This window comes from Streptococcus sp. CM6, assembly GCF_000526095.1.
GTDB classification, from domain to species: domain Bacteria; phylum Bacillota; class Bacilli; order Lactobacillales; family Streptococcaceae; genus Streptococcus; species Streptococcus oralis_BW.
The window spans coordinates 1-16,111 of record NZ_JATS01000005.1; the positions used below are offsets into that span (position 1 = coordinate 1).

General features: G+C 41.9%; 12 protein-coding genes. 10 read left to right on the forward strand and 2 right to left on the reverse strand.

The window, feature by feature from the left end:
- Both HMPREF1516_RS09660 and HMPREF1516_RS01130 read left to right on the forward strand, forming a co-directional pair.
- Nucleotides 1-1,085 (forward strand): Spy0128 family protein (locus HMPREF1516_RS09660; RefSeq protein ID WP_156916947.1); only part of this gene is annotated, 1,085 nt, incomplete at its 5' end.
- Nucleotides 1,086-1,537: 452 nt separating this feature from the next.
- Entirely contained in the window at nucleotides 1,538-3,643 is a 2,106-nt protein-coding gene (locus tag HMPREF1516_RS01130) for an ATP-dependent Clp protease ATP-binding subunit (RefSeq protein ID WP_001063420.1), read from the forward strand.
- A 58-nt stretch (nucleotides 3,644-3,701) separates the two neighbouring features.
- Here HMPREF1516_RS01130 and HMPREF1516_RS01135 read toward each other — a convergent pair whose 3' ends face one another.
- Nucleotides 3,702-4,184: an S-ribosylhomocysteine lyase gene (locus tag HMPREF1516_RS01135; RefSeq protein ID WP_000032557.1), complete on the reverse strand. Its 483-nt coding sequence runs from the start codon at nucleotides 4,182-4,184 to the stop codon at nucleotides 3,702-3,704.
- Nucleotides 4,185-4,470: 286 nt separating this feature from the next.
- Between HMPREF1516_RS01135 and HMPREF1516_RS01140 the strand changes: the two genes are divergently transcribed.
- The 5 genes from HMPREF1516_RS01140 to HMPREF1516_RS01160 are packed head-to-tail and all read left to right on the forward strand — an operon-like array spanning nucleotide 4,471 to nucleotide 8,399.
- Nucleotides 4,471-5,178: an ABC transporter ATP-binding protein gene (locus tag HMPREF1516_RS01140; RefSeq protein WP_000400713.1), complete on the forward strand. Its 708-nt coding sequence runs from the start codon at nucleotides 4,471-4,473 to the stop codon at nucleotides 5,176-5,178.
- Nucleotide 5,179: 1 nt separating this feature from the next.
- Nucleotides 5,180-5,968, forward strand: a complete 789-nt coding sequence (locus tag HMPREF1516_RS01145) for a lantibiotic ABC transporter permease (protein ID WP_033605609.1) — start codon at nucleotides 5,180-5,182, stop codon at nucleotides 5,966-5,968.
- Nucleotides 5,968-6,690, forward strand: a complete 723-nt coding sequence (locus tag HMPREF1516_RS01150) for a hypothetical protein (protein ID WP_000588285.1) — start codon at nucleotides 5,968-5,970, stop codon at nucleotides 6,688-6,690. The genes HMPREF1516_RS01145 and HMPREF1516_RS01150 overlap by 1 nt, the downstream gene beginning before the upstream one ends.
- 12 nt (nucleotides 6,691-6,702) lie before the next feature.
- Nucleotides 6,703-7,401: a response regulator transcription factor gene (locus tag HMPREF1516_RS01155; RefSeq protein WP_000404915.1), complete on the forward strand. Its 699-nt coding sequence runs from the start codon at nucleotides 6,703-6,705 to the stop codon at nucleotides 7,399-7,401.
- Nucleotides 7,368-8,399: a sensor histidine kinase gene (locus HMPREF1516_RS01160; RefSeq protein ID WP_033605610.1), complete on the forward strand. Its 1,032-nt coding sequence runs from the start codon at nucleotides 7,368-7,370 to the stop codon at nucleotides 8,397-8,399. The genes HMPREF1516_RS01155 and HMPREF1516_RS01160 overlap by 34 nt, the downstream gene beginning before the upstream one ends.
- A gap of 134 nt (nucleotides 8,400-8,533) precedes the next feature.
- Here the strand turns inward: HMPREF1516_RS01160 and HMPREF1516_RS01165 are convergent, their stop codons facing one another.
- The gene (locus HMPREF1516_RS01165; RefSeq protein ID WP_000743592.1) at nucleotides 8,534-10,018 is read right to left on the reverse strand and encodes a DUF1846 domain-containing protein; all 1,485 of its coding nucleotides are present in this window, start codon (nucleotides 10,016-10,018) and stop codon (nucleotides 8,534-8,536) included.
- A gap of 152 nt (nucleotides 10,019-10,170) precedes the next feature.
- On the opposite strand from HMPREF1516_RS01165, the gene HMPREF1516_RS01170 reads away from it, so the two are divergent.
- From HMPREF1516_RS01170 to HMPREF1516_RS01180, 3 genes are all read left to right on the forward strand, one after another.
- A complete protein-coding gene (locus tag HMPREF1516_RS01170) occupies nucleotides 10,171-11,781 on the forward strand; it encodes a glycoside hydrolase family 13 protein (protein ID WP_001156784.1) in 1,611 nt (536 codons plus the stop codon).
- 169 nt (nucleotides 11,782-11,950) lie between these two features.
- Nucleotides 11,951-13,918 carry a peptide ABC transporter substrate-binding protein gene (locus tag HMPREF1516_RS01175; RefSeq protein WP_001256761.1) on the forward strand — a complete coding sequence of 656 codons (1,968 nt, stop codon included), beginning with the start codon at nucleotides 11,951-11,953 and terminating at the stop codon, nucleotides 13,916-13,918.
- A gap of 147 nt (nucleotides 13,919-14,065) precedes the next feature.
- Entirely contained in the window at nucleotides 14,066-16,027 is a 1,962-nt protein-coding gene (locus HMPREF1516_RS01180; protein WP_084647620.1) for a peptide ABC transporter substrate-binding protein, read from the forward strand.
- Nucleotides 16,028-16,111 lie beyond the last annotated feature (84 nt).

The following is a 16,111-nucleotide window of genomic DNA, read 5'->3' on the forward strand; positions in this document are numbered from 1 at the left end:
CAGAAGCAGGTGTGACCTACTCAACAGAATCCTACACAGTTAAAGTAACTGTAGCAGATAACGGTCAAGGTCAATTGGTTGCGACTGTAGAAGATGCGGACGCGGAACGTGTCTTCACTAATATCTATATAGCACCAGTACCAACAGCTACATCAGCAACACTTGAGTTTACGAAAGAATTGACTGGTCGTGCCTTGGTTGATGGTGAATTCCAATTTGAATTGTATGAAGGTACAAAACTAGTTGATACAAAAACAAACCAAGCTGGAAAAGTGACATTTAAAGCAATCAACTATGATGCAGAAGGTGTTCATACTTATACTGTAAAAGAAGTGAATGCCGGAGCAACTGGTATTACTTACGACACAGAAAAGACTGCAGTGGTAACAGTAACCAAAGATGCAGCAACAAATGCCTTGAAGGCAACTGTTGAATACCCAGCAGGTAATGTCTTCAAGAATAGCTTCAAAGCACCAGCGGTAGAAGCTACGATTGAAGCAACTAAGAAACTTGAAGGTAAAGAACTTGCGGCTGATGCTTATACTTTCGAATTGAAAGAGAAAGGCGCTGTTGTAGCTACAGCTAAGAATACTGCCGAAGGTAAAGTAGCCTTTGTTCGTTCATTCGAAGAAGCAGGTACTCATACTTATACCTTGGTTGAAAAAGTTGGTACTGAAGAGGGTGTTGAATACGATAAGACCGAGCATACCGTAACAGTCACTGTAGTTGCGGATGATCAAGGTCTCTTGACTGCAAAGGTTTCGTATGCCGATGGTAAAGAAGTTGTATTTACAAATAAATACACTGTTCCAACACCAACACCAGAACCAAATCCAAATCCAGCTCCAAATAATCCAGGAACAACGCCAGATCCAGCACCAACACCAGATCCAAACCCAACACCGGATCCAGATCCAAATAAACCAGGAGAAAAAGAGGAACCAAAACCAACACCTCCAGCTACGGAGACTAAAGGTAAAGCTGAACTTCCAAATACAGGTGAAGCAACCTCTATCCTTTCTGCAATTGGATTTGTAGTATTGGCATTGAGCGGATTGGTATTCTTCGTAAAACGTAAAGCTTAGGCTTTCGTAGGAGAAACATGAAACTTGGTAAGTGAGAATATTTCTTCTCTCTTAAACTTGATAGAGAAAGTCTCTAGAAAATTCGTTTTCTAGGGACTTTTTTTGTACTTCAAAAAATTTTTTAAAAAATAGTCAAATTTGGTCAAAAAGTTATTGACTTTTACTGACTAATGTGATATAGTAGAAACATAAGGAAAATGAATTCCTTAGAAAACCTCATTTTCAATGATTCTATTTCTTGAAAATGTATAATAGATACCCTAGAAAGGGGTGAGGCCTATGTTAAATCTAACAGACTTTGAAAAGAAAATGATAAAAGGCTTATTTAAAAAAGAAAAACCAGAAGTTATTCTTAGGGTAGCAAGTTAGCTAGTCTAAAATTTTTAAAACAAAGGTCAAAGATAGTCAATATCAGAGATCGCATCTAATTAAGAATAAACGAGGTAAAGAATATGAACAACAACTTTAATAACTTTAACAACATGGATGATTTATTTAACCAATTGATGGGTGGTATGCGAGGATACAGTTCTGAAAACCGTCGCTACTTGATTAATGGACGTGAAGTGACACCTGAGGAATTTGCTCACTATCGTGCAACTGGTCAATTGCCAGGAAATGCAGAAGTTGATGGACAAATGCAACAACACGCTTCAGGTATGAAACAAGACGGTGTCCTTGCTAAACTAGGTCGTAACTTGACCGCAGAAGCTCGTGAGGGCAAGTTGGATCCTGTTATCGGACGAAACAAGGAAATTCAAGAAACATCTGAAATCCTCTCACGTCGCACCAAAAACAATCCTGTACTTGTCGGAGATGCAGGTGTTGGTAAGACAGCCGTTGTCGAAGGCCTAGCACAGGCCATTGTGAACGGAGATGTTCCAGCTGCTATTAAGAACAAGGAAATTATTTCCATTGATATCTCAGGTCTTGAGGCTGGTACTCAATACCGTGGCAGCTTTGAAGAAAACGTTCAAAATCTAGTCAATGAAGTAAAAGAAGCAGGAAATATTATCCTCTTCTTTGATGAAATTCACCAAATTCTCGGTGCTGGTAGCACTGGTGGAGACAGCGGATCTAAAGGGCTTGCAGATATTCTCAAACCAGCTCTCTCTCGAGGTGAGTTGACCGTTATTGGGGCAACGACTCAAGACGAATACCGTAACACCATCTTGAAAAATGCAGCTCTTGCTCGTCGTTTCAACGAAGTGAAGGTCAATGCTCCTTCAGCAGAGGATACCTTTAAAATCCTTCAAGGGATTCGTGATCTCTATCAACAACACCACAATGTCATTTTGCCAGACGAAGTCTTGAAAGCAGCAGTTGATTATTCTGTCCAATACATTCCTCAACGTAGCTTGCCAGATAAGGCTATCGACCTTGTCGATGTAACGGCTGCTCACTTGGCAGCTCAACATCCTGTAACAGATGTGCATGCTGTTGAACGTGAAATTGAGGCAGAAAAAGACAAGCAAGAAAAAGCAGTTGAGGCAGAAGACTTTGAAGCAGCTCTTAATGCCAAAACACGCATTGCAGAATTGGAGAAAAAAATCGAAAACCACACAGAAGACATGAAAGTGACTGCAAGTGTCAACGATGTGGCTGAATCTGTGGAACGAATGACAGGTATTCCAGTGTCACAAATGGGAGCATCAGACATCGAACGTTTGAAAGATATGGCTCATCGCTTGGAACACAAGGTTATTGGCCAAGATAAGGCGGTAGAAGCTGTCGCTCGTGCCATCCGTCGTAACCGTGCTGGTTTTGATGAAGGCAATCGCCCAATCGGTAGCTTCCTCTTTGTAGGGCCTACTGGGGTTGGTAAGACAGAACTTGCTAAGCAATTGGCGCTCGATATGTTTGGAACTAAGGACGCTATCATTCGTTTGGATATGTCCGAATATAGTGACCGTACAGCTGTTTCTAAGTTAATCGGTACAACAGCAGGTTATGTGGGTTATGATGACAATAGCAATACTTTGACAGAACGTGTTCGTCGTAATCCATACTCTATCATTCTCTTGGACGAAATTGAAAAGGCTGATCCTCAAGTAATCACCCTTCTCCTCCAAGTATTGGATGACGGTCGTTTAACTGATGGTCAAGGAAATACAGTGAACTTCAAGAACACTGTCATTATCGCAACATCAAATGCTGGATTTGGCTATGAAGCCAACTTGACAGAAGATGCGGACAAACCAGAATTGATGGATCGTTTGAAACCATACTTCCGTCCAGAATTCCTCAATCGCTTTAACGCAGTTATCGAGTTCTCACACTTGAATAAGGAAGACCTTTCTAAGATTGTGGACTTGATGTTGGCGGAAGTCAACCAAACTTTGGCTAAGAAAGACATTGATTTGGAAGTTAGTCAAGCAGCTAAGGACTTTATCACAGAAGAAGGCTATGATGAAGTTATGGGTGTTCGTCCGCTCCGCCGCGTGGTTGAACAACAAATTCGTGATAAAGTAACAGACTTCCACTTGGATCATCTAGATGCCAAACATTTGGAAGCAGACATGGAAGATGGCGTTTTGGTCATTCGTGAAAAAGCCTAACTCAAGATTTTGAGAATAAAAAAGAAGGAACTAGCTAAAAGCTAGTTCCTTTTTGTGTTTAGATAACATGACGCTCAAAGGCATCATCTGAGATTCCTTGTTCCAGGATGAGTTTCGCCCATTCTTTAGCTGAAAAGAGGCTGTGGTCCTTGTAGTTTCCGCAAGATTCGATGGTTGTTCCAGGGACATCTTCCCAAGTAGTGGTTTCAGCAATTTCCTTGAGCGAATCCTTGATAACGGCCGCAATTTCAGCGCTAGTATGGCGTCCCCACATAATCATGTGGAAGCCTGTGCGGCAACCAAATGGTGAGCAGTCAATCATGCCGTCAATGCGGGTACGGATGAGTTTTGCCAAGAGGTGTTCGATAGTGTGAAGGCCAGCGGTAGGGATAGAGTCCTCATTTGGCTGTACCAAGCGAATATCAAAGTTGGAGATGACATCTCCCTTTGGCCCTGTTTCTTCCCCAATCAAGCGAACATAGGGTGCTTTAACAATAGTGTGGTCAAGTTCAAAACTTTCAACAATAACTTCTTTTGACATGGTAGTTCCTTTCAGTTTTCTTTTTTCATTATATCATAAAGGGTGCTGTTGATGGAGTTTGATAAATAATTTTTTGAGACTAGAATGATAATAAAGTCTCTATACATAAACCTCAGAATTATAAAAAAGAATGGAGTAAAGGAAAAGAAAAACTGAGTTCTTTCTAATGAAGCTAGAGCGACTTTTGAAAAGTGGATCAACTTTTTCTGAAATTTCTGTTTAATCTCTGAACTAATTCTGAACTAGATTGGGTATACTGGAGAAAATAAAGATAAAGGAGTTCAGTATGGAACATATGGTGAAAATAGAAGGCGTCTGCAAAAAGCATGGCAGCAAGCAGATTTTAGAAGATATTTCTTTTACAGCTAGAAGCGGTCGGATTACAGCTTTTCTAGGCCCAAATGGTGCAGGGAAAAGTTCGACCTTGAGGATTCTCTTGGGGTTAGATTGGGCGACAGCAGGAACTGCGACTTTTGATGGACAAACCTATCAGTCAATGATTTATCCTCTCAAAACAGTAGGTGCAGCTTTTGACGGTATTGGAGGTCTGCCAAATAGAAAGGTTTACGACCATCTGCATATTATTGCTGCAAGTAATGCTATTTCCAAGTCTCGGATCGATGAGGTTTTGGAGATGACTGGAATCGCTCATAAGAGGAAGGACCTCTTGTCAAGCCTGTCTCTGGGGGAAGGTCAACGCTTGGGTTTGGCAGCAGCTTTGCTGGGTGATCCTCAGTTTCTTATATTAGACGAGCCGACTAATGGGCTGGATCCAAGTGGGATTAAGTGGTTTAGAAAGTTTATCCGTCAGCAGGTTGATTTAGGGAAAACGGTACTTCTATCTTCCCATATCCTATCAGAGGTGCAAATGGTGACAGATGATGTGGTCTTGATTCATCATGGGCGAATTATTGAGCAAGGACGATTGGAAGAGGTGCTGCAAGATTCAGACAGTCTAGAAGATCTCTTCTTTGATTTGACAGAGGAGGTTTAAGATGAAAGAAACGATGTCCTTATTGCATTCAGAATGGTTGAAAATCCGATCAATCAAGGCTTTCAAAGTGAGTGTGGCCCTCATGCTGCTATTGGTGCCTGTCGTATCCTGGTTGGAGGGCCGACAGTATCTGTCTATCGGCTTGGAGGCTACGCCTGAGACGGTTCCTAATCTGATAAACGCCATTGATCCGCTGGAATATCTAGGTCTCAACGGGGCTTCTATGGCGGTCATGGTTTTGGTCATTTTAGCTGGAATTTTGGGAGCTATGGAATTTCAGTCTCATAGCTTGAGAACCAGTCTTTTAACCTGTAATAACCGCCTGAAGCTGCTTGTGGGGAAACTCATGACCTTTACTTGCTTTTCTCTTGCCATTAGCTTTTTATCAATCTACTTTAGTTATATGGTCATGCATTTCGCTTTAGGAAAGGAAGGGCTTGATCCGATTCTGCTCAATCAAGCAGCTTGGAGTCTGATTTTGTGGAAAACCTTATCTCTAACCTTATTGGGAATCCTTTCATTTTTGATAGGTTTATTGGCTCGGACCATGCTAGTTCCTCTGCTTTTTCTCGTACCCCAAATCTATAATTTAGGAAACTACCTAGCTGCTCACACGAGTTGGGGGACTTATTTGCCACAGCCAGCAGGAGAGTTGTTTGCTGCAACGCCAACTTCCCAATATGCTAACAATCCCTTGCAAGGGCTGTTGATACTTGGTGCATGGTTGCTAGTCATCGGCGGCATGGCTTCTCTGCGCTTTTTGAAGACGGATTTAGGAGGGCGATACTGATGATAAAAGCTCTGCTTAGAAGTGAATGGATTAAGTTCCGTTCTTACTATCTCGCTCTTGGTGCAGCCTTGGTGGTTCTGGTAGTCGTTCCTTTTTTCCTGATGAATCTTGACTATAGTCAGACAGCAGTTGGTCAGACGAAGGCTCTGAGCGAGGTTTTGCATGCCCTCTATCTGGCGCAGCCTGTCATCGTCATCTTCACTTCTCTCTATTTTGCCCAGGAGTTTGTCAAGTCTGGGATGCGAACGAATTTTCTAACTGTATCAAATAGAAAGGCTTGGTTGGCTGGGAAAATCCTTTTTCTGGCCTTACTGCTCTTGGCTCTCTACAGTGTCATGGTAGGCAGCTGTTTCTTTGTTATGCTGGCTCGTTTTGACCTGGACTTTAGCTGGTCCTTACTGGGAAAATTCCTCTATTACAGCTCTTTTGGTCTTCTCAGCAATATTTTTCTGGCTTTTTTAACTGCTGGCCTCGCTTTGCTCTTTCAATCTTGGGTTGTGCCGGTGTCGGTGCTCTTTCCTCTCTTGATTGGTCTCAGCCGTTTATTGGCGACTTTCATCAAGGAGGCAAAGTACCTGCCCGATCTGGCTACGCTAAATCTTTTTGAGTATGAAGGGCTTCAGCATTCAATAGATTTATCAGGGCTGGGAACACAGCTGTTATGGTTAGCTTTGGTTTGGAGCTCTGCTATATTCTTAACCTTGAAACGAGATGTTCGCTAGAGGTATGCTATAATGGAAATCATGAGACAGTATCGTATTTTGATGGTTGATGACGACCAGAGCATTTTGAAGCTGGTGAAAAACGTCCTAGAGCTAGATGCCTATGATGTGACGACGCTTGATCGGATAGAAGACCTAGAGCTGACGCATTTTGTCGGATATGACTTGATTCTGCTGGATGTGATGATGGAGCCTGTTAACGGTTTTGAGCTGTGTTCCTACATTCGTCCTCATCTTTCGTGTCCGATTATCTTTTTGACGGCTAAGGAGTTAGAGGCGGACAAAGTGGAAGGACTCTTTCGCGGAGCAGATGACTATATTGTCAAGCCTTTTGGAACCAAAGAATTGCTGGCGCGTGTCAGAGCTCATCTTCGGCGGGAGGAAAGACGTGAGGAGCGCTATTCTGAAATTGCTTCTTGTCAATTTTATCCAGAGCGCTATGAAGTTGCCTGTTTTGGTAAAGTCTTGAAATTTTCAGAGCGTGAGTTTAAGTTACTGCATTTACTTGCTAGCAATCCCAAGCAGACCTTCTCAGCTGAACGCCTGCATACCTTGCTTTACCCAGAAAGCTCAGAAACACAGCTTCGCTCCATCTCAGAATACGTATATCAGATTCGCCAAAAATGCAAACAAGAAGGGTTGCAAGCAATCGCAACAGTGAGAGGAGTAGGCTATAGATGGCAATTAGAACCCGAAATTTCAAAAGCCTAGTCTGGACAACCAGTTTAAAGATCGTCTTTTTTCATGTTTTGATTTTTGTGCTTATAGGTTATGAATTTACGCAAGGAAGTGATCACGTTCTTTTCACCTTGTTCTTTTGGGCAGGGAGCTTGCTGCTGATTACTTTTTATCATATTTTGAAATTGCTCCGAAAAATCGACAGGGAAATAAAAATGCTAACGAGCGAGAAGCTTCTAGAAGAAAATCAAAGCCAGTTTTTTCGGATTGAGGAAATGCTAGAAGTCTATAGCGATTTACGGAGCAGCCACCAAGAAAATGCTCGTCTTCTAGAAAAAGAGCAGCAGCATAATCAGGAGTTGATTTTACAGCTATCAGGGACATCGCACGATTTGAAGACGCCCCTAACTGTGATTAAGGGTAATGCTGAGCTCTTGGAAATGGCGCAGTTAGGCCAGCCACAGGCAGACTATGCTGCTGAGATTTTGCAGGCTAGTTACAAGATGGAAGAATATTGTGCCTCTCTTATTGATTACGCTAAGGCTTTTCAGATTGATTCTAATCAGTTCAGTCAGCTTTCCTTAGAGGACTTTTTGGCCTATCTCCAGGACGATTGGGCACTGTTCAGTAAACAGGAAAGCTATCGTTTTTATCTCCAAGAAGATTGTGATCTTAGTCTGATTTTGTCGATTCATTTGGACTATCTCAAACGGGCTTTGCTCAATATTTTACTGAATGCGCTTGAACATGCGGACCAGGATCAAAAGGAAGTCAAGCTAACGGTATCAGTGCAGCAGGACCAGTTGGTTTTTGCTATCTGGAACAACGGCCCTTCATTTTCAGAGGAGATGCTACTGGGAGCGGAACGGCTCTTTTACCAGAGTGACCAAAGCCGCAATTCAGCTAATCCCCATCATGGTATCGGCTTAGCCTTTTCTAAGCAGGTAGCTCTCTTGCATGGTGGCCGTCTGACCCTGCTCAATCCAGATCAAGGAGGAGCCTCTGTCGAGTTGACAATTTCATTAAAATAAATGAGGATGGAAGATTATAAAAACGCATAATACCAAGTGTCCAAAAGACTTGATATTATGCGTTTGATTTTTTTATTATGTAAAGATTTACTGGATTTTTCTCTCAAATTGAGTTTTTGTCCAGCCTTGTTTATTTACTTACGATACAGGCGATCGTATTGGTAGTATGGGTCAAAGGTTACGTTGATGCCTAGCTTGCGAAGGACATTCTTGTCTTCATCGGTCAAGATGATGGTTGAGTGGGCTTCGCTTCCTTTGAGGTTCCCAAGTTCTTCCATGGCACGCGCAGCATCTGGATTTTCCATAGCTGTGATGGCTAGCGCAATCAAAATTTCATTTGAGTGGAGGCGAGGATTGCGGCTACCTAGATGATCGATTTTAAGACCTTGAATTGGCTTGACGACTTCAGGCTCGATTAGTTTCACTTCCTTAGCGATATCAGCTGATTTTTTGATGGCATTGATTAAGGCGGCAGCTGTAGGACCAAAGAGTTCAGAGTTTTTACCAGTCACGACTTCCCCGCTTGGCAATTCAAGGGCTAGGGCAGGACCACCAGTTTCTTCTGCTTTTTGGCGTGCAGCAACAGCAACCTGACGGTCTGCAGGAGTGATGCCGAGGTCGTTCATGAGCAGTTCAATTTTCTTGACAGCAGTTTCTCCGACTTTTTCAGCTTTAAAATCAAGTACAGTCTGATAGTAGCGACGGATGATTTCTTGTTTCGAAGCTTCGATAGCAGCTTCATTATCAGTAATAGCGAAGCCAACCATGTTGACACCCATGTCTGTTGGTGAAGCGTATGGAGATTCACCGAGAATGCGTTCCAACATACGTTTTAGCACTGGGAAGATTTCGATATCACGGTTGTAATTGACAGTAGTTTCTCCGTAAGTTTGAAGATGGAAGGGGTCAATCATGTTGACATCATCAAGGTCTGCGGTTGCAGCCTCGTAGGCCAAGTTGACCGGATGATGAAGGGGAAGATTCCAAACTGGGAAGGTTTCAAACTTAGCGTAACCAGACTTGATGCCATTGAGTTGGTCATGGTACATATTGGACATACAAGTGGCCAATTTTCCAGAACCAGGTCCAGGAGCGGTTACGACAATCAAGTTGCGACTGGTTTTGATGTAGTCGTTTTTCCCCATACCTTCTGGAGAAATGATGTGGTCCATATCCGTCGGATATCCTTTGATTGGATAATGAAGATAAGAATCAATTCCGTTTTTATCTAACTGGTTGCGGAAGGCATCTGCAGCTGGTTGGCCAGCGTATTGTGTGATGACAACCGAACCAACAAAAATTCCCAGCTCATTGAATTTGTCAATCAAACGGAGAACTTCTTGGTCATAAGAAATGCCCAGGTCGCCACGCGCTTTAGAATGCTCGATGTTGCTTGCGTTAATGGCGATCACAACCTCAACCTGCTCTTTCAATTCTTGCAAGAGCTTGATTTTGTTGTCAGGCTCATAACCAGGAAGAACGCGAGCAGCGTGGAAATCTTCTAACATTTTGCCACCAAACTCCAAATAGAGTTTGCCGTCAAATTGGTTGATGCGCTCCAAGATGTGGTCGCGTTGTAGATTCAAATATTGTTCAGAACTAAAAGCTTGTTTTTTCATTTTTTTACCTCTGACCTCTATTATAATAAAAAAATGGGAGTTAGGAAACTACGGAGCTAAAAAAGAAATCAAAAAGATTAGGCAAACGCTTGCACTAAGTTTAAAAAAGCGCTATCATAGACTATAGATTATTAAAATAATGAGGTAAACAGATGCAAGAAAAATGGTGGCACAATGCCGTAGTCTATCAAGTCTATCCAAAGAGTTTCATGGACAGTAACGGAGATGGGATTGGTGATTTGCCAGGAATTACTAGTAAGTTAGACTACCTAGCTAAGTTAGGAATTACAGCGATTTGGCTTTCTCCCGTTTATGACAGTCCTATGGATGATAATGGCTATGATATTGCTGATTATCAAGCGATTGCAGCTATTTTTGGGACTATGGAGGATATGGACCAACTCATCGCAGAAGCTAAGAAGCGCGATATTCGAATTATCATGGACTTGGTGGTCAATCATACCTCGGATGAGCATGCTTGGTTTGTCGAGGCCTGTGAAAATCCTGATAGCCCCGAGCGTGACTACTATATCTGGCGCGATGAGCCCAACGATTTGGATTCCATCTTTAGTGGATCTGCTTGGGAATACGATGAAAAGTCAGGTCAATACTATCTCCATTTTTTCAGTAAGAAACAGCCTGATCTCAACTGGGAGAACGAAAAACTTCGCCAGAAAATTTACGAGATGATGAACTTCTGGATTGATAAAGGTATTGGTGGTTTCCGTATGGATGTCATTGATATGATTGGCAAGATTCCTGATGAGAAAGTAGTTAATAATGGTCCTATGCTCCACCCCTATCTCAAGGAGATGAACCAAGCCACCTTTGGAGACAAGAATCTCCTGACAGTAGGAGAGACCTGGGGAGCAACGCCAGAGATTGCTAAGCTTTACTCGGATCCAAAGGGACAAGAATTGTCAATGGTCTTCCAGTTTGAACACATCTGTCTTCAATATCAGGAAGGGCAACCTAAGTGGCACTACCAAAAAGAGTTAAATGTAGGGAAATTAAAAGAGATTTTTAACAAATGGCAGACAGAGTTGGGAGTTGAAGACGGCTGGAATTCCCTCTTTTGGAACAACCATGACCTTCCTCGCATCGTCTCTATCTGGGGAAATGACCAAGAATACCGTGAAAAATCCGCCCAAGCCTTTGCAATCTTGCTTCATCTCATGAGAGGGACTCCTTATATCTACCAGGGTGAGGAGATTGGGATGACCAACTATCCGTTTGAAACCCTGGATCAAGTAGAAGATATTGAATCCCTCAACTATGCGCGTGAAGCTCTTGAAAAAGGCGTTCCGATAGAAGAAATCATGGATAGTATCCGTGTCATCGGTCGTGACAATGCCCGTACTCCAATGCAATGGGATGAGAGTAAAAACGCTGGCTTCTCAACAGGTCAACCGTGGTTGGCAGTTAATCCAAACTATCAAGAAATCAACGTTCAAGAAGCACTGGCAAATCCAGATTCTATTTTCTATATTTATCAAAAACTCGTTCAAATCCGCAAGGAAAACAGTTGGCTGATTCGCGCTGACTTTGAATTGCTTGATACGGTTGATAAGGTCTTTGCCTATATTCGTAAAGATAGAGACCGTCGTTTCTTAGTTGTGGCTAACTTGTCCAATGAAAAACAAAACTTTTCAGTAGAAGGAAGAGTTAAGTCAATCTTGATTGAAAACACTACTGCTAAAGAAGCAGTTGAAAAACAAACCTTGGCTCCATGGGATGCTTTCTGTGTGGAACTAACGGATTAAAATAAGTGAACCTCAAGTCTTTGATGCTTGAGGTTCTTTTACTAAAAAAATATGTAGAAAAGTCTTTAAAAATATTTGTTAGAATTTTCTAAAAAATCTGTCGAAAGCCCTTGCTTTTATGAAAAAATAGGGTATAATGGTGAAAACACTATCTTTAAGGAGATTACTTATGAGATCGAAAAAGTGGCTCTTAGGAGCAGGTGCCGTCCTGAGCACAGCCCTTCTTTTAACTGCTTGTGGGCAAAGTGAAAAGAAGGCTGATGCACCCAAGACATTCTCTTATGTCTATGCTATGGATCCATCATCTTTGGACTATAGTGTGACGAGCAAGAGTTCAACTTCTGACGTTATAGCGAACGTCGTCGATGGCCTTTTGGAAAATGATAAGTATGGAAATTTAATTCCATCGCTTGCAGAAGACTGGTCCGTTTCTAAAGATGGCTTGACCTATACCTACAAACTTCGTAAGGGTGTAAAATGGTATACTTCTGAGGGAGAAGAGTACGCTGAAGTCAAGGCTCAGGATTTTGTTACTGGTCTAAAACACGCAGCTGATGGGAAATCAGATGGTCTTACTTTGATTCAAGATTCTATCAAAGGATTAGCTGCCTACATCAGTGGAGAAAGCAATGACTTTTCTACAGTAGGAGTCAAGGCTGTTGACGATTACACGGTAGAATATACGCTCAACAAGCCAGAAAGTTTCTGGAACTCTAAAGTCACAACTGCGACCATGCTTCCAGTAAATGAAGAGTTTTTGAATTCTAAAGGGGGCGACTACGGTGCGCCAACTCCATCAAGCATCCTTTATAACGGTCCTTATTTCTTGAAATCATTGACTTCAAAATCAGCCATTGAATATGAAAAGAATCCAAATTACTGGGATAAGGACAATGTTAAGATTGACAATGTCAAATTAACTTTCTACGATGGATCTGACCAAGAATCTTTGATTCGTAGCTTTACACAAGGTGCCTATACAACAGCTCGTCTCTTCCCAACAAGCTCAAACTTTGAGTCAACTAAAAAAGAGTATGGCGATAAGATTGTTTACAGTCCACAAGAAGCGACAAGCTACTATCTTACTGTTAACGTAAACCGTCAATCTTACAATAAAACAGCCAAAACAGACGAAACTCAAAAAACATCAACGAAAGAAGCTCTTCTCAACAAGAACTTCCGCCAGGCGCTGAACTTTGCTCTTGACCGTCATTCTTATACTGCTCAGTTGAATGGTGAAGAAGGTGCAGACAAGATTATCCGTAACAGCCTAGTGCCTCATGACTACGTTCAAGTGGGCGAAAAAACCTTTGGAGAGTTGGCGCAGGCAGAGCTCGTTTCATATGGAGACCAGTGGAAAGATGTAGCCCTTACAGATGGCAAGGATACGATTTACAGCCCTGAAAAAGCCAAGGCAGCCTTTGCTAAAGCAAAGGAAGAATTGCAAGCTAAGGGTGTTACCTTCCCAATCCATTTGGATATCCCAGTTGAACAAACAGATGTAATCGCGGTTCAACAAACCAACTCACTCAAGCAGTCTATCGAATCATCACTTGGTACTGAAAATGTCATTGTTGATGTCCTTCAAATGACCGATAATGAGAAAATGAGCATTACGTCTCAAGCCAAGGTTCCATCCCAAAAAGACTATGACTTGAACGGAACTGGTTGGGGACCAGACTATCAAGACCCAGCTACCTACCTCAACATCCTTGATGCTAAGAAGGGTTCTGCCCTTAAACACTTGGGTATCACTCGTGGAAAAGATCCAGAAGTGATGGCTCAAGTCGGTCTAGACGAATACAAGAAACTCTTGGATGATGCTGCAGCTGAAACCAGCGACCTCAATAAGCGTTACGAAAAATATGCCAAAGCGCAAGCTTGGGTGTCTGATAGCTCGCTCTTGATTCCAATTGCTTCTTCAGGTGGTTCTCCAACGGTTAGCCGTACCGTACCATTCACAAAAGCATACTCTCAAGTCGGAATCAAGGGAGACCCATTTGTGTTCAAAGGTTTGGAGTTGCAAAATGACGTTGTGACTGCAAAAGAATACGAAGAAGCCTTCAAGAAATGGCAACAAGAAAAAATCGAAACAAATGCCAAATACCAAAAAGAACTTGAAAAACACGTCAAGTAATCTATAAACAGAAAAGGAAGTTGCAGGAAACTATGCTTCCTTTTTTGTTTTGAGACACCAGTTGTCATAAAAGCAGCAACTTTACATTTTTGAATAAATTTGATAAAATATGGTTATGTTATAAAAAGTGACATAAAGGAGCAAATGATGATCAAACTGAAAAAAAGACTAATCGGGACAGGTCTCGTCTTAGCGACAGGGATTTTGCTTTCGGCATGTGGGCAGTCCAACACAGATACTAGCACTTATTCATCAACATTTAGTGCGAATCCAACAACTTTTAACTATCTTCTAGATTATTATGCAGATAACACTGCCGTTGTTACCAATCTCGTTGATGGTTTGCTAGAAAATGACAGCTACGGGAACCTCGTACCTGCTCTTGCAGAGGATTGGTCAGTTTCAGCAGATGGTTTGACCTATACCTACAAGCTTAGAAAAGATGCCAAGTGGTATACAGCTGATGGTGAGGAATATGCTTCAGTCAAAGCTCAGGATTTTGTCACTGGGATCAAATATGCTGCGGACAACAAGGGGCAAGCCATGGATCTGATTCAAAATTCAATCAAGGGATTAGATGACTATGTGACGGGTGTGACCAATGACTTTTCAACTGTTGGTGTGAAGGCTTTGGATGATTACACAGTCGAGTACACTTTGACTCGACCAGAACCGTACTGGAACTCAAAGACGACTAATAGTATCCTTTTCCCAGTCAATGAAGAGTTCTTGAAATCAAAGGATAAGGATTTTGGTACCTTGACGCCAGACAGCATCCTTTATAATGGTCCATATTTGTTAAAAGATTTCACATCAAAATCTTCGATCGAATATGTGAAGAATCCACACTATTATGACCATGATAAAGTGACCATTGAAAAAGTTAAGTTAGCCTACTTTGATGGGTCCGATCAGGAGATGACCATTCGAAACTTTGAAAATGGCGCCTACTCAATTGCGGGAGTCTATCCAAATAGTTCGAACTATGCCAAGACAAAAGAAAAATACCAAGACAATATCGTTTATAGCCTACAAGACAAGACATCTTGGTACTTTAACTTTAACGTCAACCGCAAAACCTATAATCATACCGCTAAAACAACGGATGAACAAAAGAAATCAGCTCAAACAGCTATCTTAAATAAAAATTTCCGTCAGGCTATCAACTTTGGTATTGATCGAACAGCCTACTCTGCTCAATCTAACGGTGAAGAAGCAGCAAGCAAGACCCTCCGTAATACTCTAGTTCCTCCAACATTTGTCCAGGTGGGAGATAAGACCTTTGGAGAAGTAACAGCTTCTAAGCTTGTGAACTACGGGACTGAGTGGTCAGGCATCAATTTGGTAGACGCTCAAGATGCCTACTTTAACAAGGGAAAGGCCCAAGCAAAATTTGCAGAAGCTAAAAAGGAATTGGAAGCCCAAGGCGTGACTTTCCCAATTCATTTGGATGTTCCTGTTGATCAGACGAATAAAAATGCGGTTTCTGGTATGAACTCGGTTAAACAAACCCTTGAAACAGTACTAGGTTCTGACAATATCGTCATTGATGTTCAACAGCTTTCTACAGATGACTTTGGAAATGTTGCCTTCCTAGCACCAAATCCAGCAGCTCGTGACTACGACCTAAACTTTGATGGTTGGGTTGGTGATTACCAGGATCCATCAACTTATCTAGACCCCTTCAATGCTGAAACCGGCTTCTATCTCAAGATTTTTGGCCTTGATGCCAAGGAAGACCAAGAACTCATCAAGAGTCTAGGGTTAGATACCTATACACAACTACTAAAAGAAGCAGATGCTGAGAATAAGGATGTCGCTAAGCGTTATGAAAAATACGCTGAAGCTCAAGCTTGGATGATTGACAATTCTCTAGTCATGTCTGCTATGTCAAATGGTGGTACAGCCTCTGTAACTAAAGTAACTCCGTTTACACGTGCCTACTCCCTAGTAGGTATCAAGGGTGACGGAAATAATTACAAGTACATGAGATTGCAAAAAGACCCTGTCACCAAGAAACAATTTGATGAAGCCAGGGCTAAGTGGGAAGCAGAAAGTAAAAAGGCTATCGAAAAGAGCCAGAAAGAGTTTGAAAATCATATCAAATAAAAACAGAAATGGGGCCCCATAATAAGGGGCCTTGTTTTTGTTTGATCAAGGATTCCGTTAATAGAAGTCATAAATTCAAAATAT